Raw genomic sequence first — 25,304 nt, 5'->3', positions numbered from 1 at the left:
TTATCGACTCCTGTTAAAACGTCCTTTCGTAAAAATTTTTCACTACGGCAGGAAATATGAGTGGCAGTCAGACCTTAGTGGTCAAGTTGGGTACCAGCGTTCTTACCGGCGGATCGCGCCGGTTAAATCGGGCGCACATGGTGGAACTGGTTCGGCAGTGTGCGCAGCAGCACGCCGCAGGCCACCGCATTGTGATCGTCACCTCCGGCGCAATGGCCGCCGGACGCGAACATCTGGGCTACCCCGAACTGCCGCCGACCATCGCCTCAAAGCAGCTGCTGGCTGCGGTGGGGCAGAGCCGTCTGATTCAGCTGTGGGAACAGCTTTTCTCTATCTACGGTATCCATATCGGCCAGATGCTTCTGACCCGCGCCGACATGGAAGATCGCGAACGCTTCCTCAATGCCCGCGACACGCTGCGTGCGCTGCTGGACAACCACATTGTGCCGGTCATCAACGAGAACGACGCCGTCGCCACCGCGGAAATCAAAGTGGGCGACAACGACAATCTCTCGGCGCTGGCGGCGATGCTTGGCGGGGCCGACAAGCTGCTGCTGCTGACCGATCAGCAGGGACTGTTCACCGCCGATCCGCGCAATAACCCCGACGCTGAGCTGATCAGTGATGTCCATGTGATTGATGACGCGTTACGTTCCTTAGCGGGCGGCAGCGTCTCCGGGCTGGGCACCGGTGGAATGTCAACCAAGCTTCAGGCCGCGGATGTGGCCTGCCGCGCCGGCATCGACGTCATCATCGCGTCAGGCAGCCGCACCGGCGTGATCAGTGATGTGATTGAGGGGAAACCGGTGGGCACGCGCTTCCATGCGCAGCAATCGCCGCTGGAAAACCGCAAGCGCTGGATTTTCGGGGCACCCCCGGCCGGTGAGCTGACCGTCGATGATGGTGCGCTGGCGGCCATTATCGAACGCGGCAGCTCGCTGCTGCCGAAAGGGATCCGCGCCATCCAGGGAAATTTCTCGCGCGGTGAAGTGATCCGCATTCGCAGCCTGCAGGGCAGGGACATCGCCCATGGGGTTTCACGCTACAACAGCGACGCAATGCGGATGATCGCCGGGCATCACAGCCAGCAGATCAGCGACATTCTGGGTTATGAATATGGCCCGGTGGCGGTTCACCGCGACGACATGATCGTCAGTTAAGGAGCGGACAATGCTTGAAGAGATGGGAAAAGCGGCGCGTGCCGCAGCGTATACCGTGGCCGATCTGTCGACGGCAGAGAAGAACCAGGTGCTGATGACCATTGCCGACTATCTGGAGGCGGAAAGCGCTGAGATTCTGGCGGCTAACGCGCTGGACTTAGCCGATGCGCGTCAGAATGGCATGAGCGCCGCGCTGATGGATCGGCTGACGCTCAATCCGGAGCGGCTGAGCAGCATTGCCAGCGATGTGCGCAAAGTCTGCCAGCTCGCCGATCCGGTCGGCCAGCTCATTGATGGCGGGCAGCTCGACAGCGGGTTGCGCATCGAACGTCGTCGTGTGCCGCTGGGTGTGGTGGCCGTGATTTATGAGGCGCGGCCAAACGTCACCGTGGATGTTGCCAGCCTCTGCCTGAAAACCGGTAACGCCGCGATTCTGCGCGGCGGAAAAGAGACCTGGCGCACCAATGCGGCCACCGTGCGGGTGATCCAGAAGGCGCTGCAACAGCACGGGCTACCGGCGGCAATTGTCCAGGCCATTGAGAACCCCGATCGTGAACTGGTGAATCAGCTGCTGAAGCTGGATCGCTACGTCGATATGCTGATCCCGCGCGGCGGAGCTGGCCTGCACAAGCTGTGCCGGGAAAACTCCACCATTCCGGTGATCACCGGCGGCATCGGCGTCTGCCATATCTACATTGATGAGACGATGGCGATCGAACCGGCGCTTGATCTGATCGTCAACGCCAAGAAACAGCGTCCCAGCGCCTGTAACTCGCTGGAGACCCTGCTGGTGGATCAGGCTATGGCCGATCGTTTCCTGTCCGCTTTCAGCGCGCGTATGGCGCAGGAGGCGATCGCGCTGCATGCTGACAGCAACGTGCTGACGCAGCTGCAGCAGGGGCCGGCATCGGTCTCGCTGGTCAATCCGCAGCAGTATGACGACGAGTGGCTGTCGCTGGATCTCAACGTCCGGTTAGTGGCGAATATGGATGAGGCGATTGATCACATTCGCACGCACGGCACGCAGCACTCGGATGCCATTCTGACCCGTGATACCCGCAAGGCAATGCGCTTTGTACGCCAGGTTGACTCGTCAGCCGTCTATGTCAACGCCAGCACCCGCTTCACCGATGGCGGGCAGTTCGGTCTGGGAGCTGAAGTGGCGGTGAGTACGCAGAAACTGCATGCGCGCGGTCCGATGGGATTAGAGGCGCTGACCACCTATAAATGGATAGCCTGGGGCGACGATACGCTCCGCTCATAATTGCGATAATTTTTAACAAAACGGGAGTCTTTCACAGGCTCCCGTTTTTTTTAGCGTCTCTTTTTCGGGCCAGTGAAAGATAGGATTTTCTGCGCTTCAGTTTCAATTCCGTTCCGGTCACTTCATCGCAGGCCAGATTGCTGGCTGAATTTCACGCAATTTCTTACGGAACATTCCTGAAACACAAGGCGCTATGCGGCCTGAGGCAATATTTTTTGTCCCGTCGCAGGCTGAAGCGGATAATGATAATCAGGAACGCTTGATAAAGCGGTTAGGTAGTAAACGAGCGGTAATATAAAATGAACTGGTAGCAATAATGAAAATAACATCCAGTATCTCTTCTATGGCTGATTATTAACTAATGGTTAAAAAAGAAAGTACAAAACAAGCTTTCACCGCCAGGCTGATAGCGGCCTGTGAGAGTGCCGGCATTGCCGGACATGGACGGAACAAACAGGTTGCCAGCGCCCTGCAGAAGCAGGGCTGTAAAATTTCAACGCCGGGAGTGTGGAAGTGGTTTAACGCACAGTCAGTGCCTGATGATGGCAACTTACTGGCGCTCAGCGAGCTGCTGGGCGTCCGGGTGGAGTGGCTGCAGTATGGGATGGATCAACCCGCAGAGCCGGTGACGCTGAACACGTTTGCCGCCCGGAAAAATGTGTTCCGGGTGGACAGTCTGGACATTGGTCAGCGCAGCGCGGCGGGCCTGCCCGCGCGGGACGAGTTTGTCGAAACCATCCAGGCGATCGAATATGGTCCGGATGAGGCGCGGGTGCTGTTCAACGGTCGCCCGGCGGAAAACATCCGGTTAATCGCGATTAACAGCGACTCGATGGCGGACACCTTTGCGCCGCGCGATCAGCTGTTTGTCGATATCAGCGTGCGGATGTTTGATGGCGACGGCATCTACATCTTTACCCTTGACGAGCAGCTCTACCTCAAGCGTCTGCAACTTCAGCATAAGAAAATTGCTGTGATTTCAGACAATAAACGTTATGAGACCTGGTATCTCAATCATGATGACGTCACCAGCCTGAAGGTTCTGGCAAAAGTGATCATGAGCCAGGCGCGACAGTATCAAATCCTCGGCTGAGCCCGCCTTTAAGGCGTTTCTCAGGCGGGCCGCAAAAAAATAATCGGCATAAATTCATAAATTTAACCAGCGGTAAATAAAAAATTAACCAACAGTGTTTGATAATGCATAAGAACCTGTTAATAATTTGGATATGGATGAACAACGCCGTTCTTTCAGGGATGAGCCGCTCTTAAACAATTGAGGCGCTGCACAAGCGCGAATCATACCACCCAAAAGTCAGTGAACTTTGGGATGGGGTGGATGCGCAAAATGCAGCGTCGTCAGATGCCGTTTATTTCCCCTTCGCTTACTTTCCACCTGGCTGCTCACGCAGCCGGGGGGCGAGCGTGCGATCGTGAATCGCGACATTCGGGCCCGTTCGGTTCGCCGAAAGCTCGCGCCTGCCACCCCATCGCCAAAGACTCATTCACAGGAGGAGTTATGGCGATAATTCACTATGGCAAAAGCGTTTTTGTGGGCAACGCACGTACTCGTCGCCATCGGCGGCGCCAACCTCTCAGCAGCCTGAAACAGAGTATCGACCAGGCCCTGAACTCTCCAGCTGAAACACCTGCCCTGCGGCGCGCAGAACAAATCTGCCAGCGTCAGGTTATCCCGCGCGTGGATCGCGCGATTACTGCACCCCGCATCATCAGCAAAGAGACTCCCGCTTTCGACAACTGCTGTCTGCCTCACGTCCATCTCTACGCCGTGAGCTGAAGCGCAAAAAAACACACCTTTTCGTTCCGGATAACGCTTTGCGTTCTCCAGCTTTCGCTGGGCGTAATCTGCTGAATTACTGTTCAGTTTTGCTGCAGGGTGAGCAGGGCATTCTGCTGCGCCGGACAGGGTAATGATCAGTGGGCGTTATGTATTTCTGTTCACAGGGCTGAATGGGTTTAACCCGTCATTGAGGAGTCGTTATGAGCCAGATAATCGCAGTACTGAACTTTGAAGAAGGGTATGTCGACGCGCCTTACCTCGACACGCTGGGGTTCCCCACGGTGGCCGGTGGCATCCGCATCGGACCCAAGGGCGCCTCGCTGAACAACTATGCGTTCCGGGTGCCACGGCGCGTCGGGGATGTCTGGAAGCAGTGCATTCTCGAAAACAAAATTCAGGAGATGCAGAGCCGGGAACTGCTGCGTAACGCGCTGGCAAAGTGCAATGACGCCCGCACCGATGTGTTGCTGAGCATGGCGTATCAGCTGGGCGTCGACGGGGTCATGCAGTTTAAAAACATGCTCAGCGCCATTGTGGCTGAGAAGTTTGATGAGGCGGCTGACGCGATGATGAACAGCCTGTGGGCCCGTCAGACACCGGGCCGGGCCAGACGTCACGCCGAGATGATGCGCAGCGGAACCTATGCGGTTTACAGGGGGTTACTATGAGATGGCTCATGTTTCTGGTCGCCGTGCTGACGGCGATCATCATCCTGCTGCTGTTGCAGCGTTTCACCACTCTCCAGTTTGTCTCGCACGCCCGCCTGCTCTTCAGAACCTGGTCAGTCTGGCTGGCGTCGCTGGGATCGATGCTCAGCGCCTGGGCGCAATCCTTTCCTTCTGCCGCCGTTGATGCCTGGAGCGTGCTGCCGGAGGACGTCAAAACGATTCTGCCGCACAACTATCTGGGGCTGGTCGGCGCCTTCATGGTGGCGATGGGCGTCATCGCCCAGTTTGTTCGTCAGAAAAACCTGCTGATTGAGAAGCAGAAGGCCGGAGGAACGCAGCCATGACGCTGATTACGACATTACTGGGAGGCGGCTGGCACTGGCTTGCCGCGCTGGCCGCCGTTATTGCGGCCCTGGGAGCCACTTATTTTGGTGGCAGGAAAGTGGGCAAAGTGCAGCAAAAAGCGCGGAACGACGTCGATAACGCGCAACAGGAGGCGGCCCGCGTGACTGCGGTGGCGCAACAGCAACAACATAACCGCGAGGAGGCTAACCGTGTGGCGACTGATAACCACAGCCTTGATGACGCTGCTGCTCGCGACAAGCTGCAGCAGTCGAAATACCACAAACCCTGAGCCGGTGGCGATCACCGACTCTGCCTGCGTTCTTTTTTCCCCTCTTTATACCTACGGCGATGACGCGCAAAAAATGGACGTTCGTACGGTGCGCGCCATCAACACCCACAACGACATGTGGGACACCCTTTGCGGCCATCCGGCTGCGGCGAAGTAGTGCGCTGATGGTCAGCGCGATATCCCAATAATCCTGAGGAGGATTCTATGATCGAAGTTAACTCTTTTGCTGAACTGCGTACCACAGTCCCACCAAAATCAGGTGAAGTGGCGAGCCTGAAACGTTATTACGACAAAGATTCCAGCTTCCGTGGCGGCGCTGATTTTGTCGGCTTCCTCAGCACCACCCCGCTGAAGGATGATGGGGGCACGGTGGCGGTGGGGAACGGTTTCTACTGGAAGCGCACCATCAACGATCCCACTGAAGTGAATATCCTGCACTTCGGCGCGAAAGGGGATGGTGTCACCGATGATACCGACGCCTTTATGCGGATGCTTGCATGGACTCAGAGCTATAACACCTACGTGAAATCGCTGCCGGTGCGTTTTCCGGGTGGCCGCTTCCTGATTTCACCCATCGATCTCAGCGCGACGGAGACGGCGTTTTTTGGTATCCAGGGTGATGACAGCGATCTCGGATCGTCACCGCGTACCACCATCATTTCCGACAAAAGCGCCAACACGGTGTTTAAGGTTAATGCGCGCCGGATCGTCATCAAAGGCATCTGCTGGCATGGACAGGCTAATGCCGGAACCGTCGACACCACTGCCAAAGTCACCGTCACGCCAGAGCAGTGCAGCAACGTTCAGCCGTTCTTTGAAAACACGATTGTGGGCGGCCAGATCGTCAATATCTACTGCTTCAAGGCGCAAAGCACCGGCGGGACCGTGTTTAAGCTGCAGGATACGCTCGACAGTAAGTTTGATCAGGTCTACAGCTCAAGCACCTTCTCACGCGTGTTTGATGTTGGCTGGTCAAACACACCGAAGGGGAACTGGGACCACTCAACTGCGATTGAGTTGTGCAACGCCAACTTCCAGTCGGGCTATGGCGACGCCACGCTCTATATGCCGCGCGTGACCCAGGGGATCATGCGCAACGTCTGGATTGAGCACACCACCAACCCGGGGGATCTGTCGGACGGCGGCTGGACCATCGATACGCTCAACATTGAAGATTGCGGCACGCCGCTCAATCTCAACAATGCGCGCGTCCTGATGCGTCATATCAACCTGCAGGCCGGGGCGAAAATCACCAATGACGTGGCCGGCAATAAGTGGCTGTCGACCTTTGAATATGGCTATCGTCGGGATGAAAACTACGGCTCCTTCCTGACCGGTTCGCTGCGTGCTGGCTATTACAGCGGCTATAAAGTGGTGAACAACACCGACACCGATAACTGGTATCGGCTGGGTCAGCTCTATTTCCCGGCGCCTAACCAGCAGTGGGTGATGGAGTTAATCGGGAAAGCGGACGCCACCACGCCCTCCGGCACCGCCGGTTCGCCGGTTAACGTCGTCGGTACGGGTAAGACGCTGATCAACCTGCAGCGTCTGGAGACGGTCTGGGCCGATGCGTACCACATGGGGCAGCCGTCGGTGCTGGACATCCGCTATGGCCGGGTAGGGACCACCTATGCCGTTATCTGGGTCAAGCTGAAAGCCAACAGCGGCGAGACGATGTTCAACCTGAAGACCACCGGGCCGACCCGTTTCGACACCGGCTCTTGTTCGCTGTTCCAGTCCGACATGTCCGTGGTGACAGACGTCACCAAAGTCGGCTCCCTGAAACCCGCGGCACGCTTCGGCATGCACAACGGACTGGCGGGCATCGGGGCCAACGAAAAAGGCGTGGTTACACTCGCTACCGCAGCGGGAACACCCGCCAACAAGACCGCGCCAACGGGGTTTGTGCTGATCAATATCAACGGCGTTGACCGCAAGGTCCCTTACTACGATTGATGATCGGCATGTTTTGGGCGAGGCTCCGGCCTCGCCCTTTTTTGATCGGCCGTCAGAAACCGTAACGGCACCCCGGCGATACTGACAGCGCGCAGTAAAACCGATAAGGTCATGGTCAGCGCAGATAAAACCCAGATATGAGGAGAAAAAGAGGATGAAAAGAGGTGTTATCGCGGCGGTGCTGGCTGCCGTTCCGCTGTTCGCGAGTGCCGCGGCCCCAACCTATCTGTATGATTTTATCCAGAACAAACAGACCGGCCAGGCGTATCACAAGCTCATCGCGGGGCACGCTTTTGCGGCATGGGTTAAGCAGGGCGGCACCAGTACCCCGGCCACGGAGGTCACCATTAAGGGGGTGAAGTATCAGGCGCTGTCGGGATGTAAGCCACACAACTGCCCGGCGCAGACGATTGCCATCCTCTACTCGCCGGAGAAGGGCGATATTCATGGCGTCTACTCCGATTATGATGAGAAAAGCCGGCGTCAGACGCTGACCTGGCTTAACCTCGATCCAATTGATGAGGGTGGGATGCGCAATAGCCTGCTGAGCGAGATGAATGGCGATCTGACACCCTGAGTCACGCTGGCAGACAGAGCAGAAGAGTGGCATGCGGGACGCATCGCTGAGACGTTTCCCCGCATGCCGGCCCACTGAAACGGGCGGCCGCACAATTTGAGATTAATTTCAATTGCGGCTTGCGCCACCTGGTTAAGTGTGGCTTAATGAATCGTCGGTTTGATTAACAGACACTATCAAAGTAAGTAACCAAAGCAGTTCTCATCTCTAAGTTTGTCGCGAGACATCCCTTCTTTTTGAGTCTTCTCTTACGTTCTGATTAAAATCTGTTCTCAGGCCATTATGCCGGAAGGCTCGATATATTAAGGATTTAAGCATGTCTAACAAAATTCGCGGTACCGTTAAATGGTTTAACGCAGAGAAAGGCTTCGGTTTCATCTCTCCTCAGGACGGCAGCAAAGATGTATTCGTACACTTCTCTGCAATCCAGGGCACCGATTTCCGTTCATTAGACGAAGGTCAGCAAGTTGAATTCACAGTAGAAAATGGCGCTAAAGGCCCAGCTGCTGCGAACGTTGTTGGTCTCTAAGGACTGAAAATTACTTTTAAATGTCCACACTGTCATGGCTCACAGTTTCGTACATCACATTTTGATGTCACAAGAGCCAACCCGCATGGAGCGAAATGCATTTTCTGCAAATCTGTTGTTGTTCAGGTGAACACGGCAAGGATTGCGATTCAGAGCCAGCCTCGCGCACTCTGACAGGCTAGTGAGCCATATAGCGTTGTTGCATTTACAGTAATAAAAGGCTGCCTCTGGCAGCCTTTTTTGTTTCTGCTGTTGCCCGACCCGGAAACAGGCCCGCCGCAGCAGGCCGCTTCGGGCGTTACCGCACTACCGGCTGCAGGGAGAGTTTACCGGTGTTAAACACGCTCATGGCCTGTGCCATCCGCTCTGCCTGATCCTGCAGCGCCTGAGACGCGGCTGAGGCTTCCTGTACCAGCGCGGCGTTCTGCTGGGTCACCGCTTCCATCTGGGTTATCGCCTGGTTGATTTCACTGATGCCGCTGCTCTGTTCGCTGCTGGCGATAGTGATTTCGCTCATGATGTTCGCCACGCTCTGCACGCTGTTCACCACCTCCCCGATGGTAGAGCCCGCATGCGTAACCAGCTTGCTGCCCTCATCGACTTTCGCGACAGAGTCCTCAATCAGCACTTTGATCTCTTTTGCCGCTGACGCTGAACGCTGCGCCAGATTGCGCACTTCCGTCGCAACCACCGCAAAACCGCGACCCTGCTCGCCCGCACGTGCCGCTTCAACCGCCGCGTTCAGAGAGAGAATGTTCGTCTGGAAAGCGATGGAGTCGATAACGCTGATGATATCGACAATTTTCCGTGAGGAGAGGGCGATCGCTTCCATTTTCTCAATCACCTGCTCCATCACCACGCCGCCTTCACGCGCCACGCTGGAGGTTGCCGACACCAGATGATTGGCTTCACGCGCATTATCGGCGTTGTGCTTCACCGTCGAGGTCATCTGCTCCATGGCCGACGCGGTCTCCTCCAGCGAGCTGGCCTGCTGTTCGGTACGGGTAGAGAGATCGAGGTTGCCGCTGGAGATCTGATTCGAGGCCACCGCGATCGTGTCGGAGCCGGTGCGCACTTCGGTCACAATAGAGAGCAGGTTGTCGTTCATTCGCTGCAGCGCCTGCATCAGAATGCCGGTCTCATCACGCGAGGTGACCTGCATCTGCGAACTCAGATCGCCTGCGGCAACACGTTCAGCCACGTCAACCGCCGCCACCAGCGGACGCACGATAGAGCGGGTCAGGAAGTAGCCCAGCACAATCGAAGCCAGAATCGCCAGGGCGGAGAAAATCAGCGTGACCGTAATAGCCGACTGGCCATTATCCATAATGCCCTGACCCTCACTGCGCAGCTGCGAGTCCTGGGAGTTGGCAAAATTGATGGCGTCCTGCAGGAATTTATTCTGTGTGGCGGTCATGGATTGCAGCACATAGGTGCTGGCAGCATCAAAATTACCCGCCTGTACCAGCGCCATCAGCTCGGCTTTCACCTTTTCGAAGGCCAGCGATGACGCGAGAAGACCGGCGATCTTTTTCTTACCCACTGGCGTGACCTGAATGGCCTCGATCTTCTTCATGGCGTTGTTAGTGCGTTGTGTCGCCTCTTCCAGCTGACCAAAGCGTTTCGCATTCTTTTCCGGGTGCAGCGTGTCGATCACCATGCCGCGCAGATATTTAATCTGATCGTTAACGCCGTCGCGCACATCAAAGGCCAGCCGGACCTTCACATAACGATCGTCAACGATCGAGGCGATCGCCGTATTAATACTGTTAATCCTCGTTATCGAGGTTACGCCGATGACGATCAGCAGCGTGACAATAATACCAAAGGCTGCAGCGAGCCGTATTCCCACCTTCATATTACTGATAATGAACATAATCTCTTCCCGTCTTAATATTAATCAATGAGTTATCAACAATCAGGTGCCTTGCCGTTGTGCGCAGTGCCTTGCTGATGCCTGAGGCCAGGACCGCAGACAAAAAGGGGGTCTCGCGCATACAGTTATCGGAGTGCGCAGATGTACCTTTAATATTTTTTAAGTAATAACGTTGCGTGAATAAATAATCGGGTCTAAGCATCAGAAAAAATGAACAATGATTGAGCGGCGAAATTAAGACAAAAAAAAGGGCTGTCAGCAGAAACGCTGACAGCCCGGTTTAAGCAATGGCTTAAACGTCAGAAAATCAAAAAGTAGAGGCCAGCCCAGAATGCGAGGCTCAGGGTAACGGCGGTAATCCATGCCAGCTGGCGTAAACGGCCACGCAGCAGCTTCTGGCGAGCAGGGGTAACGGGTAAGGTTTCAATGTGCATAGTCGGTTCCTTGTCAGGTGAGCCGTAAACGCGGGCGAATGTGCCCGCATTCGCTTAGCGGGCCGCGTCGAGAACGTTGAAAATCACGTCTGACAGTTCGTTCAGCTCAAACTTCGCCACGTAGCCATCGGCACCGACTTTACGCACGTGATCTTCGTTGGCGCTGCCGGAGAGGGAGGAGTGAATCACCACCGGCAGATACTTCAGAATCGGGTCACGCTTGATGTTGCGGGTCAGCGTAAAGCCATCCATTTCCGGCATCTCCAGATCGGTCAGCACCAGAGCAATTTTGTCATGGATTGACTCGCCTGCTGCCTGCGCGTCCTGGCTCATCTGCTTAATTTTTTCCCAGGCTTCCAGGCCGGTGTTATACATCAGCGCCGGGATGCCCATACTCTTCAGGCCCTGTTCCAGCAGCTGACGCGCCACTTTGGAATCCTCTGCCACAATCGCAACGGCGCCGGGGCGATAGTTGAACGTGCGTGGTCGCGCCGCTTCCGGCTCAACGCCGCGCACCGACGGAATGATGTCATACAGGATTTGCTCAACGTCCAGCACCATCGCCAGCTCATTGCTCTGCTTGTCACTGTCCAGACAGGCGATACTGGTGATGTTGCGACCGCCGATACCCGCTTCCGCGGTGTGAACCTGACTCCAGTCGAGACGCACGATGTTCTCAACGGACTCAACGGCAAACGCCTGAGTGTTGCGGGCATACTCGGTCACCAGCAGCAGGTTAAGGCCGGTTTCCGGCACACAACCGGCCACGGCAGGCAGGTCGATGACCGGAATGAACTGACCCCGAATGCTCGCCATCCCCAGCAGCGGTGACCGCATGCCAGCGGCTTTGGTGATGGCCGGCATCGGCACAATTTCACGCAGCTTGAAGACGTTAATGCCAAACAGCTCGGACTTGCCTTTCAGCTGATCGGAACCTAAGCGAAAAAGCAGCAGCTCAAACTTGTTCGATAACGCGAGGTTCGCTCTTTCATCAATCTCTTTTTGAAAATTATCCATGGTTGCCTCTGCGTTAACGCAGCTGGTGAAATAGGGTGTGTAAAGGTTATCGGCAGCAAACGGAAAAAGGTGAGAAGAGAAGGGTGAAATAAAACGATCGCCAATTAATGTGCCAGGCTTAACCCTGAAGATTCAACATGGACACCTTTCCAATAAAGGAGTGTGAAATGAAAAAAGTGATTTTAGCGTCATTGCTGGTGATGGTGAGCGCGGGCGTTGCAGCGGAAGAGGGTGGATACAAAGCGGGCGAAACGCCACCGCCACAGCACAAGCAGGATGCGGGCTATAAAGGCTCTGAAGATACCGGTCAGACGCATATCGATCAGATCCGCGACTTCCGTCAGGGCGGTTACGTGACGCTGGAAGGCTACATCGTGAAGAAAGAGCAGGGTGAACGTTATCAGTTCCGCGACAACACCGGGACGTTACCGATTATCGCGCCGAAGAAAACCTTTGATGGTAAGACCTACACTGCGGAAGACAAAGTGCGGGTCAGCGGCAAGGTGCAGGGGAAAGGGGATAAGACCACGCTGCACGTGACCCAAATCGAAGAGCCGTAATAAAAACGGGCGAGGTTATCCTCGCCCGTTTTTTCAATCCTTCAGCAGAATCGCCCGGCAGGTTTTGCCTTTGATTTTGCCCTGCTTGAGTTTCACCAGCGCGCCTTTTGCCTGACTGGCTTCAATGGCCACGTAGGCATGGGTTGGCGTCAGCACAATCTTCCCAATCTGCTCCGCGCGATACCCCGCCTCACCGGTCAGTGCCCCCAGAATGTCGCCCGGACGAATCTTGGCTTTACGACCGCCATCAATGCAGAGCGTCATCATGGCCGCAGGCAGCGGTTTGCTGCTGCCTTTTTTCAGCGTGCTGGCCGCGATCCACGGCAGTTTCTGCTGCAGGAAATCTTCCAGCGCATGGGCGCGAGCCATCTCATCGGGTGCCACCAGGCTGACCGCAACGCCATGCTCACCGGCGCGTGCCGTGCGCCCGATGCGATGCAGGTGGACTTCAGGGTCCCAGGCGAGCTGATAGTTGACGACCATCGCCAGTGATTTGATGTCGAGTCCGCGTGCGGCGACGTCGGTAGCAACCAGGACACGACCGCTGCCGTTAGCGAAGCGGATCAGGACGCGTTCGCGGTCGCGCTGTTCGAGATCGCCATGCAGCGGCAGGGCGCTGATGTCGCGTGCGTTGAGCGCCGCGGCAACATCGTCGCATTCACGTTTGGTGTTACAGAAGACCACACAGGAAGCGGGCTGATGATCGCTGAGCAGGGCAATCAGTAAGCCCAGTTTTTCATTGTGGCTCGCTTCAAAGAACTGCTGGTCAATAGCGGGCAGTTCGCTGACATCTTCTGTCACCACGCTGAGCGCGTCGCGCTGGAAGCGGGTGCTGATAGCCGTGATGCCGTCAGGCCAGGTCGCGGAGAAGAGCAGGGTCTGGCGTGACGCGGGAGTGGCTTCAATGATCGTTTCCATATCATTCAGGAAGCCCATCTCCAGCATCCGATCTGCCTCATCGAGCACCAGCGTGTTGAGCTGGTCGAGCTTGAGGTTTTCACGATGGATGTGGTCGAGGATACGGCCTGGCGTGCCGACCACGATATGCGGCGGATGCACCAGGGAGTCGCGCTGTGCGCTCATCGGCTGTCCGCCACACAGGGTGAGGACTTTGATGTTGCGGGTGAAGCGTGCCAGCTGGCGCAGCACGTTGCCTACCTGATCCGCCAGTTCACGTGTCGGACAGAGGATCAGGGCCTGAGTCTGAAAGCGGGTGCTGTCGATATGGTGCAGTAAGCCGATACCAAACGCAGCCGTTTTACCGCTGCCGGTTTTTGCCTGCGCGCGCACGTCGCGTCCCTGCAGAATGGCGGGCAGCGTGGCGGCCTGGACCGGCGTCATGCTGGTGTAGCCCATCTCGCGCAGGTTATCGAGCTGGCTGTCGGGAAGCGAATTGAGGGTAGAAAAAGCGGTCACGGGCGCGGCCTCTGAGGCTGAAAGTGTAGGGCATGATTGCGGGGCAAGTCTGGCAGAAAGCACGCCAGACGGCAACGGGAACCTCGATGGTTAGCAGGGTGAATCTATCCCTGCCGTATCGCTTAGGAATAGACTGAAGTTTGCCTGAAAATGGTGGTTTTTTTTAATTAATTGGCTGGTGTCGAAGGCGACTAATCAAAAAAGGGTATTTCATGAGGCCAGTCATAGGTTTATAAGCTGCCGTTTTTAAAAATTTATTTCATTGTTAATCAGATAAATCCTTTGTCACGACTCCAGTAATAGAATTAATCATTAAAAAATATCACTCCTGGTGCCGATAAAAATCCTGAGCTAATTGCTTTATATTTAGCGCGCCATATTCCTGGTACAACGACCGGTAGAGGGTATTTGCATTGAGTAATAGCATCCAGGGACCACATGAAAATGTGCTTAAAATAGTAGGCCGCGCCGTACTGACACTTCACGTTCATGGAGAGAGCTTATCTGCGGATAAGATCGCTTCGATGATCGGGTGTTATGCGGAAGATGAGCCCTGTGATCAGGAAGATCGTCGCTTATACGCGCTGGCAATGGAATTAATGTCGAATCAACAATGGGCCAAAAGCGCGTAACACGCACTCCGCTCAGGTAAATGCAGAGCCTCCCCTGTGGAGGCTCTGTCGTTTCCGGCGCGTATCAGGGAAGAGTTTTGGGTAGTGAAGCTGTCGCTGGTTAATCCTGAGCAGGTAGGTGTCAGCCGCAGAGCAGGCTTCAGGGAGCATACGCCCTCCGCAAAGACGCAAAACCGCCGTCCCTGGCAGGCTCAGCGCGGGCCATCCCTGGCCCGCTATGCTTTGCTACAGGCGTATGCTCCCTTCGCTTTATGTCCGGCAGTCGCTTCCCGTTTCAGGACTGTCGCTGCTAATAAACCGTGGGCACCGGAAATCTATCAGCGATAAATAAGCTTAAAGCGCAGGGAAGCCAGTCAGAAGAGGAAAGCGTCCCGCGCCAGGGACAAAAACGCCGGGAGCGTTTTTGAACAACGCAATGCGTTGGCCCGTTTACGGGCGCACCTCATGGATGAGGTGCGTAATCGCGCGGGCCGAGCGGCCAGGGATTGGCTTAAGCGCCTTTCCGATCTGACTGGCTTCCCTGAGCAGGCTCGATCCATTTCACGATACCACTCAGCTTCCACTCAGAGCAGGCTTCAGGGAGCATACGCCCTCCGCAAAGACGCAAAACCGCCATCCCTGGCAGGCTCAGCGCGGGCCATCCCTGGCCCGCTATGCTTTGCTACAGGCGTATGCTCCCTTCGCTTCACGTCCGGCAGTAGCTTCCCGTTTCAGGAAGGTCGCTGCTGATAAACCGTGGGCACCGGAAATCTATCAGCGATAAATAAATTTAAAGCGCAGGGAAGCCAGTCAGAAGAGGAAAGCGTCCCGCGCCAGGGACAAAAACGCCGGGAGCGTTTTTGAACAACGCAATGCGTTGGCCCGTTTACGGGCGCACCTCATGGATGAGGTGCGTAATCGCGCGGGACGAGCGGCCAGGGATTGGCTTAAGCGCCTTTCCAATCTGACTGGCTTCCCTGAGCAGACTCGATCCATTTCACGATACCACTCAGCTTCCACTTAGAGCAGGCTTCAGGGAGCATACGCCCTCCGCAAAGACGCAAAACCGCCATCCCTGGCAGGCTCAGCGCGAGCCATCCCTGGCCCGCTATGCTTTGCTACAGGCGTATGCTCCCTTCGCTTTAAGTTCGGCAGTCGCGTCCCTGAGCAGGCTCGCTCTCTCCGCTATGACTAAGCAGGCTAAACGCCCACGATCCGCCCTGCGATTTCAGGCCGATGAAAGCGCAAACACGGGTTTACCGCGCGAGAAGGTCGCGACTACCGGTGAAATCCGTGCCACCGCTTCGGCGGAGCAGCTGGCGGCTACCAGCATCATGCTCGCATCATCGCCCGGTTGCGGCCACTGTCTCTCACCCTGAGCCGAAAGCGGGAGCCGATCGTCTGTGGCAATCCCCAGCGCCCGCGACAGCGAAAACTCATCCGAGCCGCGATAGAGCTGGGCATAGAGATTCGCTTTTTCCAGCATGCTGCCGGTGCCAAAGGGTGACCAGTGATCGATAACGCTGTCGGTGCCGGTCATGACTTTTACGCCCGCCGCCTGCAGCTGCGGAATCGGCATAGTCAGTTTGCCGAGGGGAAGCGTTGAGGCCACGCTGAACTGCTGCTCTGCCAGCCCTTCAATCATTTTGTTCAGGGCGCTTCCCTCCAGCGTCGCCAGCGCAAAACCGTGGCTCAGCGTCACATTGCCTTTCAGCGCCGGGTTCCTGGCGACGGTGTCGATCATGTACTGGATCGCGGCTACGCCAGCCGGGGAGGTTTCATGCAGATGGATATCAACGCCGCGCTGATAATCGAGTGCAATCCCGAACATCGCATCCAGTGACTTCTCCATCGCGCCATCCACGCTGGTGGGGTCCAGCCCGCCCACCTTTGCGACGCCGTGCTGCATCGCCTCGCGCATCAGGCCATCGACCTGCGAGTGCAGCAGGCCGTGCTGTGGAAACGCCACGATCTCGCAGTGAAAGTCGGGGTGCCGCGCCAGCGCCGCCTGCAGATGTTCCAGACTCTGCAGGCCGCTGACCGGATCGATATTGCAGTGGCTGCGGGCGCGGGTGGTGCCTTTGGCGTTCAGCAGGGCGATTAACGCTTCGGCGCGCGCCTGTGAGTGCGGCAGCAGTTGCGGAATCAGCACCTGCTCGCGGGCAATCATATCCATGATGGTTTTGCCCTGATGGGGACGGGGCGCCTGCCAAGGGCCGCCGTAAAAGGTCTTATCAAGGTGGATGTGCATATCCCGGGTGGCGGGCAGCAGCAGTGCATCCTGCGCATCCCATGACGGCAGAGTCGTATCGCCCTGACCGGCGGGCGTCAGTCGATCAATGCTGCCGTCGCGCACGCTGATATCGTAACGGCCGGTGCGGGTGGCGACGATCTCATCCTCCTCGCGAATAAATCCCTCCTCCAGCCGCACATTGCGCAGCAGATAGTGATCCTGCTGAGGCAGCGGGGCGGGGGTGTCAGGATGGGAGACGGAGGGGCGGAAGTCGTCGCGGCACTGGCCGGGCCGAGACCCGCAGCGAGCAGACCGCCTGCGGCGGTCCAGCGGACACCCTGTCCGAGAAAGTCACGGCGGCTCGATGAAGAGGAAACAGGCATAAAGACTCCAGTCAGGTGAACAGACCGTTAATCTGACAAAGGCGGGCTTATCCTGCTGCGCTATTTCTCACTGGTGACTATTCGATATTTCACTGCCAGCGCAGCTGACCAAACGCCGCCAGTGATTCCGCCAGCGCGCGCTGCAACGGATCCTGTGGATGACGGCATAACAGCGCCAGTTCAAAAGTATCAATCACCGGCAGCCCCTGCTCACGGCCCAGCACCCGATGTCCGGGCAGGCGACAGCTGGCGGGCAGCAACGTCAGCCCCAGCCCCTGCGCACTGGCGGCGGCCAGCGCCACCAGACTGGCGCTGCTGTAACTGATGCGCCAGCTTCGGCCCAGCGCATCGAGCGTCTGACACACCTCATCGCGATAAAGCCCCTGCTGGGGAAACAACACCAGCGGCACCGGCGTCTGTTCGAAGCAGGGCCACTCCGCGCTGTCGAGCCACAGCAGCGGTTCCGGCCGCGATGCCAGCGGACGATCGCCATAGGGCTGCTTAATCAGCATGATATCCAGCTCTTCACGCTGCCAGGCGCGCCTCAGCTCCACCTGCATGCCGCTCATCACATCCAGCCGCAGCTGAGGGTGGGCGCGACTGAAGTGCGCCAGCAGACCGGCGGTGGGGGCGGCAAAATCTTCCGGCACTCCCAGCCGCAGCACGCCGTCGCGCCACTGATCGCTCAGGACATCGTGGGCTTCCCCGTTCAGCGCAATAATCCGGCGGGCATAGCCCAAAAGTTTCTCGCCCTCTTCGGTAATCTGCACCTGATGCGAGGAGCGAACCAGCAGTGCCTTTCCCACCATCTCCTCAAGGCGCCGCACCTGCTGGCTGACGGTGGACTGCGACAGGTGCACCCGGTCGGCCGCCCGGGTGAAGCTGGTGGTTTCGCACACGGCCACAAAACTGAGCAACTGCTGCGGGGTAAACATCGGCTGACGATTCATTTTTTCACTACCTGGCAGAGTAATATTTCATTTCCCAATAGTATCGGCTGCTGTCAGGCTGACAACTTTTAAACGTATGGATTGCCGATGAAGAGAGATAACGTTCTGCTGCTGGCGGCACTGGTACTGGCCGGGCTGAATATGCGGCCGCTGATGACCTCCGTCAGCCCGCTGCTCGGCCAGTTACGCCAGAGCATTGGCCTGTCACCGCTGGCGGCGTCGCTGCTGCCAGCGCTGCCGATGATGATGATGGGCGCGATTGCCCTCGTCAGTGCGCCACTGATGCAGCGCTTTTCCGTGCGCAAACTGCTGCTGGGTGGGCTGCTGCTGTTGCTGCTGGCCCTGGCGAGCCGGCTGTTTGTGACGGAGGGGCGAGGACTGGTGCTGACGACCCTGCCGGGCGGTGCGGGCATCGGCATCGTGCAGATGGCGATGCCGGGAGTGATCCGCCAGCGCTTTGGCCAGCGCAGTGCCGGGGTCACCGGCCTGTGGGCCGCGGCGCTGATGGGCGGCGGCGGCATCGGTGCGGCAATCTCGCCGTGGCTGACCGGGCAGCTTGGCTGGCAGGGCGCGCTAAGCAGCTGGGCGCTGCCGGTGGTGCTGGCTATGCTGCTCTGGCTGTTTATCGCCAGCAGACCGGTCGCCCGCCAGGAGAGGGCAGCGCTGCCTTCCCTCTGGCGTAAACCGCGCGCCTGGACACTGGCGCTGAGTTTCGGCCTGGTGAACGGCGGTTACGCCATCTGTGTCGCCTGGCTGCCCGACTTCTATCACCAGCTCGGCTGGCCTGCGCAGGCGGGCGGCTCACTGCTCGGCGTGATGATCGGCTGTCAGGTGACCGGGGCGCTGCTGCTGCCTCTGCTGGCGCGGGGGCGCGATCGCCGTCCGCTGCTGCTGCTGACGCTGGCGATGCAGCTCAGCGGCATGCTTGGCTTCCTGTTTGCCCCGCAGCTGGCTCCCTGGCTCTGGGCGGGGATCGCGGGCGCAGGACTGGGCGGGGCGTTTCCGCTGGCGCTGGTACTGGCCCTGGATCATCTGGCGCAGCCGCAGGCGGGTGCACGGCTGGTCGCCTTTATGCAGGGCGTCGGCTTTATTATCGCGGGCAGTATGCCGTTTATCGCCGGGCAGTTGCACACGCTTACCGGCCACTTCACCAGCGTGTGGGTTCTGCAGGCGGCGGTTACGCTGCTGCTGATTGCGCTGAATCTGCGTTTCCATCCGCGCAGTTATCCGCACGCCTTTCCCGAAGAAAATCCCTGATTTTGGTCAGACCAATCGGCGCAATATTTTTCCCTGGTTCACACAACCAGAAAAATCGCGCAACTTTTGTTGCCTTAGGTTAACAATGCATTAACTATCTCCAGCCATAAGGCCCGCGAAAGCCGGATGTGGTCTGACCAATCCGGCGGGCTGAGGGAATGCAGCACAGCGACTGTGTTCCACCTCATCTTTCCTCTGGAGATAACGGCATGCAGATCTGGCAACAAAACTACGATCCGCTGGGCAACATCTGGCTTTCGAGCCTGGTCGCACTGATACCGATTCTGTTTTTCTTCTTTGCACTGATTAAACTTAAGATGAAGGGCTATCTGGCGGCCACCCTGACTGTGGTGCTGGCGCTGCTGGTGGCGCTGTTCCTCTATCGGATGCCGGTGGCACAGGCGCTGGCCGCCGTGGTGTATGGTTTTCTCTACGGCCTGTGGCCGATAGCCTGGATCATTGTCGCCGCCGTTTTCGTCTACAAAATTTCGGTTAAAACCGGCCAGTTCGATATTATCCGCGCCTCTATCCTGTCGATTACGCCCGATCAGCGCCTGCAGATGCTGATTGTCGGCTTCTCGTTCGGCGCTTTTCTGGAAGGGGCGGCGGGCTTTGGTGCACCCGTCGCGATTACCGCCGCGCTGCTGGTGGGGCTGGGATTCAACCCGCTCTATGCCGCCGGGCTCTGCCTGATCGTGAATACCGCGCCGGTCGCCTTTGGCGCGATGGGAATTCCGATTATCGTGGCGGGGCAGGTCACCGGGCTGGATAGCTTCGCCATTGGCCAGATGGCCGGACGTCAGCTGCCGCTGCTGACCCTGATTGTGCTGTTCTGGATTATGGCGATTATGGATGGCTGGCGTGGGGTAAAAGAGACCTGGCCGGCAGTCATGGTGGCGGGCGGTTCCTTTGCTGTCGCCCAGTTTCTCAGCTCCAACTTTCTGGGGCCGGAGCTGCCTGACATTATCTCGTCGCTCGCCTCGCTGATCTCTCTGACGCTGTTTCTGCGGGTCTGGAAGCCGGTGCGCATCTTCCGCTTTGCTGATGCCGGGGCGAAGCAGGGTGATGCCCTGACGCCGCCGCAGACGTACCGGCTGGGCCAGATCGTTCGCGCCTGGATGCCGTTCCTGTTTCTCACCGCCACCGTAACGCTCTGGAGTATTCCGCCGTTCAAGGCGCTGTTCACCCAGGGCGGCGCGCTCTATGAGTGGGTGCTGAACATACCGGTTCCGCTGCTGAATGGGCTGGTGGCGCGGGTGCCGCCGGTGGTCAGCAGCGCCACGCCTTATCCGGCTCTCTATAAACTCGATCTGATCTCCGCCACCGGCACCGCGATTCTGATCGCGGCGATTGCGGCGATGATCTTCCTGCGCATGAAACCCAGGGCCGGATTGCAGACCTTCGCGGCCACGCTGAAGGAGCTGGCGCTGCCCATCTACTCTATCGGGATGGTGCTTGCCTTTGCCTTTATCTCCAACTACTCCGGCCTCTCCGCCACGCTGGCGCTGGCCCTCGCGCACACCGGTCACGCGTTTACCTTCTTCTCGCCGTTTCTGGGCTGGCTGGGCGTCTTCCTGACCGGATCGGACACCTCATCTAATGCGCTCTTCGCCGCCCTGCAGGCCACCACCGCGCAGCAGATTGGCGTCTCCGATGTCCTGCTGGTGGCGGCCAACACCACCGGCGGCGTGACCGGCAAGATGATCTCACCGCAGTCGATCGCCATCGCCTGTGCGGCGGTCGGGCTGGTGGGCAGAGAGTCCGACCTGTTCCGCTTTACCGTGAAACACAGCCTGATTTTCACCTGTATGGTCGGTCTCATTACCACGCTTCAGGCCTACGTTTTCCCCTGGATGATCCCATGACAAACCCGGCAGACCCGCTGGTGACGCGCCTGCGGGCGTACATCACCGACCATCATCTTGAGCCAGGCATGCGCCTGCCCGCCGAGCGACAGCTGTCGGCTGAACTCGGCGTTTCACGCTCCTCGCTGCGTGAGGCGATTCAGCAGCTGATCAGCAGCGGGATGCTGATCAGCCGGCGCGGCGGCGGAACCTGGCTCCGGCAGCAGCTGGCCCCCTGGTCGGAACAGCGCATCGTGGAGCCGATTCGCCAGCTGCTGCATGACGATCCCGACTACCGCTATGACATTCTGGAGGCGCGTCACGCCATTGAGGCCAGCACCGCCTGGCATGCGGCACTACGCGCCACCGACGCCGACAGAGAGCGGTTGCAATACGCCTTTGATGCCACGCTGAAGCTGAAGGAGAGTGACGATCCCGATCTCGCCGCCCAGGCCGATGTGCGCTTCCATCTGGCGATTGCCGAGGCGTCGCACAACCTGGTGCTGCTGCAGACCATGCGGGGCTTTTTTGAACTGCTGCAATCCTCGGTCATGCAGAGCCGTCAGCGGATGTATACCCAGCCTGCGATTTTTGCCCGCCTCACGGAACAGCATCAGGCGCTGCTCGACGCCATTCTCGCGGGCGACGCCGACGCCGCCCGGCAGGCGGCGATGCAGCACCTGGGGTTTGTTCACACCACCATGAAAAGCCTGCATGAAGATGAAGCGCGTCAGGCGCGCATCACCCGCTTACCGGATAACGACACACGCAACCCTAAGGAATCTGACTGATGATTATCTCAGCTGCCAGTGACTATCGCGCCGCCGCGCAACGTATCCTGCCGCCGTTCCTGTTCCACTATCTTGACGGCGGAGCCTATGCAGAACATACCCTGCGTCGCAATGTGGAGGATTTGTCGGACGTGGCGCTGCGCCAGCGGATTCTGAAGAACATGTCAGAACTGAGTCTGGAAACGACCCTGTTTAAGGAAACCCTGTCGATGCCGGTTGCGCTGGCGCCGGTAGGACTGTGTGGCATGTATGCCCGTCGGGGAGAGGTGCAGGCGGCGCGTGCGGCTGCCCTGAAAGGGATTCCGTTTACCCTCTCCACGGTTTCGGTCTGCCCGATTGAAGAGGTGGCACCGGCGATTAACCGCCCGATGTGGTTCCAGCTCTATGTGCTGCGCGACCGCGGCTTTATGCGCAACGCCCTGGAGCGCGCCAAAGCCGCGGGCTGCTCGACTCTGGTCTTTACCGTCGATATGCCGACGCCGGGTGCCCGCTATCGCGATGCGCACTCCGGCATGAGCGGCCAGCACGCCGCGCTGCGGCGCTACTGGCAGGCGGTCACGCATCCGCAGTGGGCGCTGGATGTCGGCCTGCAGGGACGTCCACACGATCTGGGCAATATCTCTGCCTATCTCGGCAAGCCGACCGGACTGGAAGATTACATCGGCTGGCTGGCGAACAACTTCGATCCCTCTATCTCGTGGCGCGATCTGGAGTGGATCCGTGAGTTCTGGGACGGGCCCATGGTGATCAAAGGGATTCTGGACCCGGAAGATGCGCGCGATGCGGTGCGCTTCGGGGCCGACGGGATTGTGGTGTCTAACCACGGCGGCCGTCAGCTGGATGGTGTGCTGTCGTCTGCGCGGGCGTTACCGGCGATTGCCGATGCCGTCAAAGGGGATCTTGCCATTCTGGCAGACAGCGGTATCCGCAACGGGCTGGATGTGGTGCGCATGATTGCGCTGGGCGCAGACAGCGTGCTGCTGGGACGCGCCTTTATCTATGCGCTGGCGACCCACGGTCAGCGCGGCGTGGAAAACCTGCTGAACCTGATTGAGAAGGAGATGCGCGTTGCCATGACACTGACCGGCGCGAAGTCCATCGCGGATATCACGCGCGATTCGCTGGTGCAGGCCGGGGCGCTGCTGGCTCCGCAGAGCGCCTCACCCCGTCCGCGCGCGGTGAGTTAAGCCTGCGAAAATGAATGCATTGTCTATACTTAGCTTCTTTACCCACAGGAGGAATGAGATGACCATTCATAAGAAAGGTTCGGCGCATTGGGAAGGCGATATCAAAGGCAAAGGCACCGTCAGCACTGAGAGCGGCGTACTGAGCCAGCAGCCCTATGGCTTTAACACCCGTTTTGAAGGCGGCAAAGGCACCAACCCGGAAGAGCTGATTGGTGCAGCGCACGCGGCCTGTTTCTCCATGGCCCTGTCGCTGATGCTGGGCAATGCGGGTCACAAGCCGGAAAGCATTGATACCACGGCCGATGTGTCGCTGGACAAGAAAGGCGACGGCTTTGCCATCACCAAAGTGGCGCTGACCAGCACCGTCTCTCTGCCAGGCATTGATGAGTCAGCGTTTGATGAAATCATCAACAATGCCAAGGCGGGCTGCCCGGTTTCTCAGTTACTGAATGCGGAAATCACACTGGATTACACGCTGAATAACTGATGCCGGTAACGGGTCGCCCTCTGGCGACCCTGGCGCGACGCTATGCACAACCGGTCCTGCTGTTGACCGAAACAGATGCGCCTTCAGGCGCATCTTTGCTTTCTGACAGAGAGGAAACCGCGATGGTGAGAGTCCGGGCGGCCAGAAAACAGTGGAAGAGGGGGCTGGTGCTGTTATGCATCTGTGGTGCACTGCTGCTGATACGCCGGGCTGCGATGATTTGGGCCTGAACCGATGAAGGGAACAGGTCGCCACACGCTGGGCATCTTACTGATGGTGATTATCGTGCTGGAGGCGATTTACTTCCTGCTGACAGCCTCATGGCTGCCGTGGCGGTAGATTTCGCTCAGACAAAGGCATCTTCGCGCCGTCTGACGCGCACGTCGCTGCGCGCAATGCGATGAGCCTTACGCGGATCGCCCACCACAAACTCAAAGGTAGGCGTGTAGTAAAACGGCAGCCAGCCGCCATAACTGCTCTCCCACTCCCAGCGGACAGGGCAGGGCCACAGAATGCCATCATACAAAAGATAGTAAACCCAGCGTCCGGCAGGACGACGGGGACGTGATGTTTTCATGGGATTCACAACGATAATGGTGAACAACAGCTTATATTTTGTACGCTAAATCGCCAGCTTGCAATGTTGCAGCGCGGCTTTATTGCGACTGGCCCTGAATCAGCGATGAACTTCACCGCAAAGCAGGACCACGTTCGGTCTGACTTTGTGAATACGGTGCGCCATCGTTTCACAGTCGGCTTTGGTCGGATAGATACGCTCCGAGACGGGTAACGCCTCACAGGCATCATATCCACACGCGCTCACTAACAACACAAATCCTATCAACATCGCTCTTCTCCTTTACACGGTCTGCTGGTCCGGACTGTGACGTTTTTTTTCCCTTTTTATCCACCAGTATAGACAAACGTGCCGGGGCAGCATTGTCAGTGTGAGCGGTGGCCCGCGACACGGCCGGAAAACGGTGCGTCAGCAGAGAGGCGGTGAGGCGTCAGCCCGCGAAATACCAGGCGGGCAGCAGCGCAATCAGGTTATTCAGGGTGTGCAGAAAGATAGGCAGGGCAAGACTGTTACTCCGCAGCCGGGCGTAGCAGAGCAGCAGCGAAAAGAGTGTCAGGGCGATCAGGGTCTGCCAGTGAACATACTGCGTGTGCATCACCGCAAACAGCAGCGAGGTCAGCAGCATACAGGCGAAGCGGCTGCGCGGCGCCCACAGCAGAAAGCCCTGCAACAGGAATCCGCGGAACAGCACCTCTTCAAACACCGGGGCCAGCAGCACGGCAGTGAGCAGCAGAATCAGCAGCGAATTGCGTCCCTGCTGGGCCTGCATCACCAGCCAGCCTTCCGGCTGCATAAACTGCATCTGGGCCGCCATCAGGACAAACAGCGCGCCGGTAAAGAGCAGGGTTTGCAGCATGCCGAGTTCACCCAGCGGCAGATCGGCGCGGCGCTGGCAGTAGAAGCGATACAGCGGGTAGATGACCGCAAATTCAAACAGGCAGAGCACCGGCACCAGCAGTCCGTCATTGCGCAGCACGCTGTAGTTGGGAAACAGCGTGATCAGCATGGTAACCAGGTAATAAACCACAAAGCTGCCGACGTAGAACAGCGTCAGGGTCACTCTGTCGGAATTGGTGTTCATAGGCGACTCTG

General features: G+C 58.0%; 26 protein-coding genes and 1 pseudogene. 18 read left to right on the top strand and 9 right to left on the bottom strand.

Annotation, left to right across the window (positions count from 1 at the left end):
• Nucleotides 1-56 precede the first annotated feature (56 nt).
• The 11 genes from proB to ymcF all read left to right on the top strand — a co-directional run bounded on the left by proB (nt 57) and on the right by ymcF (nt 8,763).
• Nucleotides 57-1,160, top strand: coding sequence for a glutamate 5-kinase (gene proB, locus OJ965_RS16920; protein ID WP_009091886.1), 1,104 nt, complete (start codon nt 57-59; stop codon nt 1,158-1,160).
• 10 nt (nt 1,161-1,170) lie between these two features.
• A complete protein-coding gene (proA, locus tag OJ965_RS16915) occupies nt 1,171-2,424 on the top strand; it encodes a glutamate-5-semialdehyde dehydrogenase (RefSeq protein WP_265137176.1) in 1,254 nt (417 codons plus the stop codon).
• Nucleotides 2,425-2,785: 361 nt separating this feature from the next.
• Complete coding sequence (locus tag OJ965_RS16910; protein WP_009091882.1) at nt 2,786-3,517, top strand: S24 family peptidase; 732 nt, start codon at nt 2,786-2,788, stop codon at nt 3,515-3,517.
• Between the two features lie 423 nt (nt 3,518-3,940).
• A complete protein-coding gene (locus OJ965_RS16905; protein WP_058956390.1) occupies nt 3,941-4,219 on the top strand; it encodes a transcriptional antitermination N peptide in 279 nt (92 codons plus the stop codon).
• Between the two features lie 203 nt (nt 4,220-4,422).
• Nucleotides 4,423-4,890, top strand: a complete 468-nt coding sequence (locus OJ965_RS16900; protein ID WP_009091877.1) for a glycoside hydrolase family protein — start codon at nt 4,423-4,425, stop codon at nt 4,888-4,890.
• On the top strand, nt 4,887-5,234 hold the full coding sequence (locus OJ965_RS16895) for a DUF7940 domain-containing protein (protein ID WP_009091875.1): 348 nt from the start codon (nt 4,887-4,889) through the stop codon (nt 5,232-5,234). Before OJ965_RS16900 ends, OJ965_RS16895 begins: the two co-directional genes overlap by 4 nt.
• The gene (locus OJ965_RS16890) at nt 5,231-5,524 is read left to right on the top strand and encodes a hypothetical protein (RefSeq protein WP_009091873.1); all 294 of its coding nucleotides are present in this window, start codon (nt 5,231-5,233) and stop codon (nt 5,522-5,524) included. The genes OJ965_RS16895 and OJ965_RS16890 overlap by 4 nt, the downstream gene beginning before the upstream one ends.
• A 204-nt stretch (nt 5,525-5,728) precedes the next feature.
• Nucleotides 5,729-7,483: a glycosyl hydrolase family 28-related protein gene (locus OJ965_RS16885; RefSeq protein WP_046101314.1), complete on the top strand. Its 1,755-nt coding sequence runs from the start codon at nt 5,729-5,731 to the stop codon at nt 7,481-7,483.
• Nucleotides 7,484-7,637: 154 nt separating this feature from the next.
• Nucleotides 7,638-8,060: an Ivy family c-type lysozyme inhibitor gene (locus OJ965_RS16880; RefSeq protein WP_265137175.1), complete on the top strand. Its 423-nt coding sequence runs from the start codon at nt 7,638-7,640 to the stop codon at nt 8,058-8,060.
• A 316-nt stretch (nt 8,061-8,376) separates the two neighbouring features.
• Nucleotides 8,377-8,589, top strand: a complete 213-nt coding sequence (gene cspE, locus OJ965_RS16875) for a transcription antiterminator/RNA stability regulator CspE (RefSeq protein WP_009091867.1) — start codon at nt 8,377-8,379, stop codon at nt 8,587-8,589.
• 3 nt (nt 8,590-8,592) lie between these two features.
• Nucleotides 8,593-8,763, top strand: coding sequence for a cold shock small protein YmcF (gene ymcF, locus OJ965_RS16870; RefSeq protein WP_140028666.1), 171 nt, complete (start codon nt 8,593-8,595; stop codon nt 8,761-8,763).
• A 124-nt stretch (nt 8,764-8,887) separates the two neighbouring features.
• Here ymcF and OJ965_RS16865 read toward each other — a convergent pair whose 3' ends face one another.
• The 3 genes from OJ965_RS16865 to OJ965_RS16855 form a co-directional block, all read right to left on the bottom strand.
• Complete coding sequence (locus OJ965_RS16865) at nt 8,888-10,465, bottom strand: methyl-accepting chemotaxis protein (protein WP_265137174.1); 1,578 nt, start codon at nt 10,463-10,465, stop codon at nt 8,888-8,890.
• A gap of 299 nt (nt 10,466-10,764) precedes the next feature.
• A complete protein-coding gene (locus OJ965_RS16860) occupies nt 10,765-10,899 on the bottom strand; it encodes a hypothetical protein (RefSeq protein WP_255348909.1) in 135 nt (44 codons plus the stop codon).
• Nucleotides 10,900-10,953: 54 nt separating this feature from the next.
• Nucleotides 10,954-11,916 (bottom strand): chemotaxis protein, encoded by a 963-nt coding sequence (locus OJ965_RS16855; protein ID WP_009091860.1) that lies wholly within the window; start codon nt 11,914-11,916, stop codon nt 10,954-10,956.
• Nucleotides 11,917-12,083: 167 nt separating this feature from the next.
• Between OJ965_RS16855 and OJ965_RS16850 the strand changes: the two genes are divergently transcribed.
• Nucleotides 12,084-12,476, top strand: a complete 393-nt coding sequence (locus OJ965_RS16850) for a YgiW/YdeI family stress tolerance OB fold protein (protein ID WP_009091859.1) — start codon at nt 12,084-12,086, stop codon at nt 12,474-12,476.
• 33 nt (nt 12,477-12,509) lie between these two features.
• Here OJ965_RS16850 and dbpA read toward each other — a convergent pair whose 3' ends face one another.
• From dbpA to OJ965_RS16835, 3 genes and pseudogenes are all read right to left on the bottom strand, one after another.
• Nucleotides 12,510-13,892 carry an ATP-dependent RNA helicase DbpA gene (dbpA, locus tag OJ965_RS16845; RefSeq protein ID WP_046101317.1) on the bottom strand — a complete coding sequence of 461 codons (1,383 nt, stop codon included), beginning with the start codon at nt 13,890-13,892 and terminating at the stop codon, nt 12,510-12,512.
• 1,839 nt (nt 13,893-15,731) lie between these two features.
• A pseudogene (locus OJ965_RS16840) lies at nt 15,732-17,119 on the bottom strand (amidohydrolase).
• An 89-nt stretch (nt 17,120-17,208) separates the two neighbouring features.
• The gene (locus OJ965_RS16835; RefSeq protein ID WP_265137173.1) at nt 17,209-18,069 is read right to left on the bottom strand and encodes a LysR family transcriptional regulator; all 861 of its coding nucleotides are present in this window, start codon (nt 18,067-18,069) and stop codon (nt 17,209-17,211) included.
• Between the two features lie 87 nt (nt 18,070-18,156).
• Between OJ965_RS16835 and OJ965_RS16830 the strand changes: the two genes are divergently transcribed.
• The 6 genes from OJ965_RS16830 (at nt 18,157) to yniD (ending at nt 23,865) form a co-directional block, all read left to right on the top strand.
• Nucleotides 18,157-19,326 carry a cyanate transporter gene (locus OJ965_RS16830; protein ID WP_265137172.1) on the top strand — a complete coding sequence of 390 codons (1,170 nt, stop codon included), beginning with the start codon at nt 18,157-18,159 and terminating at the stop codon, nt 19,324-19,326.
• 209 nt (nt 19,327-19,535) lie between these two features.
• A complete protein-coding gene (gene lldP, locus OJ965_RS16825) occupies nt 19,536-21,191 on the top strand; it encodes an L-lactate permease (RefSeq protein ID WP_150029336.1) in 1,656 nt (551 codons plus the stop codon).
• The gene (lldR, locus tag OJ965_RS16820; protein WP_154928038.1) at nt 21,188-21,961 is read left to right on the top strand and encodes a transcriptional regulator LldR; all 774 of its coding nucleotides are present in this window, start codon (nt 21,188-21,190) and stop codon (nt 21,959-21,961) included. Before lldP ends, lldR begins: the two co-directional genes overlap by 4 nt.
• Entirely contained in the window at nt 21,961-23,148 is a 1,188-nt protein-coding gene (lldD, locus tag OJ965_RS16815) for an FMN-dependent L-lactate dehydrogenase LldD (protein WP_265137171.1), read from the top strand. The genes lldR and lldD overlap by 1 nt, the downstream gene beginning before the upstream one ends.
• A 58-nt stretch (nt 23,149-23,206) precedes the next feature.
• Nucleotides 23,207-23,635 carry an OsmC family protein gene (locus tag OJ965_RS16810; protein ID WP_009091842.1) on the top strand — a complete coding sequence of 143 codons (429 nt, stop codon included), beginning with the start codon at nt 23,207-23,209 and terminating at the stop codon, nt 23,633-23,635.
• A complete protein-coding gene (yniD, locus tag OJ965_RS21340; RefSeq protein WP_420874789.1) occupies nt 23,635-23,865 on the top strand; it encodes a small membrane protein YniD in 231 nt (76 codons plus the stop codon). Before OJ965_RS16810 ends, yniD begins: the two co-directional genes overlap by 1 nt.
• A 116-nt stretch (nt 23,866-23,981) precedes the next feature.
• Here yniD and OJ965_RS16800 read toward each other — a convergent pair whose 3' ends face one another.
• The 3 genes from OJ965_RS16800 to OJ965_RS16790 all read right to left on the bottom strand — a co-directional run bounded on the left by OJ965_RS16800 (nt 23,982) and on the right by OJ965_RS16790 (nt 25,293).
• Nucleotides 23,982-24,212, bottom strand: a complete 231-nt coding sequence (locus OJ965_RS16800) for a hypothetical protein (protein ID WP_046102016.1) — start codon at nt 24,210-24,212, stop codon at nt 23,982-23,984.
• A 99-nt stretch (nt 24,213-24,311) separates the two neighbouring features.
• Complete coding sequence (locus OJ965_RS16795; RefSeq protein WP_009091837.1) at nt 24,312-24,482, bottom strand: hypothetical protein; 171 nt, start codon at nt 24,480-24,482, stop codon at nt 24,312-24,314.
• A gap of 160 nt (nt 24,483-24,642) precedes the next feature.
• Nucleotides 24,643-25,293, bottom strand: coding sequence for a CPBP family intramembrane glutamic endopeptidase (locus tag OJ965_RS16790; RefSeq protein ID WP_009091835.1), 651 nt, complete (start codon nt 25,291-25,293; stop codon nt 24,643-24,645).
• Nucleotides 25,294-25,304: the final 11 nt, after the last annotated feature.

The organism is Pantoea anthophila (assembly GCF_026104315.1).
In the GTDB taxonomy this organism is placed as follows: Bacteria; Pseudomonadota; Gammaproteobacteria; order Enterobacterales; family Enterobacteriaceae; genus Pantoea; species Pantoea anthophila.
Note: the sequence above shows the minus strand (reverse complement) of the source record. Positions and strands in the feature narration are given on the sequence as shown.

Bases quoted from the DNA above. Each gene is read 5' to 3' on its own strand.
- proB (WP_009091886.1), top strand. From the start codon at position 57: ATGAGTGGCAGTCAGACCTTAGTGGTCAAGTTGGGTACCAGCGTTCTT.
- proA (WP_265137176.1), top strand. From the start codon at position 1,171: ATGCTTGAAGAGATGGGAAAAGCGGCGCGTGCCGCAGCGTATACCGTG.
- OJ965_RS16910 (WP_009091882.1), top strand. From the start codon at position 2,786: ATGGTTAAAAAAGAAAGTACAAAACAAGCTTTCACCGCCAGGCTGATA.
- OJ965_RS16905 (WP_058956390.1), top strand. From the start codon at position 3,941: ATGGCGATAATTCACTATGGCAAAAGCGTTTTTGTGGGCAACGCACGT.
- OJ965_RS16900 (WP_009091877.1), top strand. From the start codon at position 4,423: ATGAGCCAGATAATCGCAGTACTGAACTTTGAAGAAGGGTATGTCGAC.
- OJ965_RS16895 (WP_009091875.1), top strand. From the start codon at position 4,887: ATGAGATGGCTCATGTTTCTGGTCGCCGTGCTGACGGCGATCATCATC.
- OJ965_RS16890 (WP_009091873.1), top strand. From the start codon at position 5,231: ATGACGCTGATTACGACATTACTGGGAGGCGGCTGGCACTGGCTTGCC.
- OJ965_RS16885 (WP_046101314.1), top strand. From the start codon at position 5,729: ATGATCGAAGTTAACTCTTTTGCTGAACTGCGTACCACAGTCCCACCA.
- OJ965_RS16880 (WP_265137175.1), top strand. From the start codon at position 7,638: ATGAAAAGAGGTGTTATCGCGGCGGTGCTGGCTGCCGTTCCGCTGTTC.
- cspE (WP_009091867.1), top strand. From the start codon at position 8,377: ATGTCTAACAAAATTCGCGGTACCGTTAAATGGTTTAACGCAGAGAAA.
- OJ965_RS16865 (WP_265137174.1), bottom strand. From the start codon at position 10,465: ATGTTCATTATCAGTAATATGAAGGTGGGAATACGGCTCGCTGCAGCC.
- OJ965_RS16860 (WP_255348909.1), bottom strand. From the start codon at position 10,899: ATGCACATTGAAACCTTACCCGTTACCCCTGCTCGCCAGAAGCTGCTG.
- OJ965_RS16855 (WP_009091860.1), bottom strand. From the start codon at position 11,916: ATGGATAATTTTCAAAAAGAGATTGATGAAAGAGCGAACCTCGCGTTA.
- OJ965_RS16850 (WP_009091859.1), top strand. From the start codon at position 12,084: ATGAAAAAAGTGATTTTAGCGTCATTGCTGGTGATGGTGAGCGCGGGC.
- OJ965_RS16835 (WP_265137173.1), bottom strand. From the start codon at position 18,069: ATGAATCGTCAGCCGATGTTTACCCCGCAGCAGTTGCTCAGTTTTGTG.
- OJ965_RS16830 (WP_265137172.1), top strand. From the start codon at position 18,157: ATGAAGAGAGATAACGTTCTGCTGCTGGCGGCACTGGTACTGGCCGGG.
- lldP (WP_150029336.1), top strand. From the start codon at position 19,536: ATGCAGATCTGGCAACAAAACTACGATCCGCTGGGCAACATCTGGCTT.
- lldR (WP_154928038.1), top strand. From the start codon at position 21,188: ATGACAAACCCGGCAGACCCGCTGGTGACGCGCCTGCGGGCGTACATC.
- lldD (WP_265137171.1), top strand. From the start codon at position 21,961: ATGATTATCTCAGCTGCCAGTGACTATCGCGCCGCCGCGCAACGTATC.
- OJ965_RS16810 (WP_009091842.1), top strand. From the start codon at position 23,207: ATGACCATTCATAAGAAAGGTTCGGCGCATTGGGAAGGCGATATCAAA.
- yniD (WP_420874789.1), top strand. From the start codon at position 23,635: ATGCCGGTAACGGGTCGCCCTCTGGCGACCCTGGCGCGACGCTATGCA.
- OJ965_RS16800 (WP_046102016.1), bottom strand. From the start codon at position 24,212: ATGAAAACATCACGTCCCCGTCGTCCTGCCGGACGCTGGGTTTACTAT.
- OJ965_RS16795 (WP_009091837.1), bottom strand. From the start codon at position 24,482: ATGTTGATAGGATTTGTGTTGTTAGTGAGCGCGTGTGGATATGATGCC.
- OJ965_RS16790 (WP_009091835.1), bottom strand. From the start codon at position 25,293: ATGAACACCAATTCCGACAGAGTGACCCTGACGCTGTTCTACGTCGGC.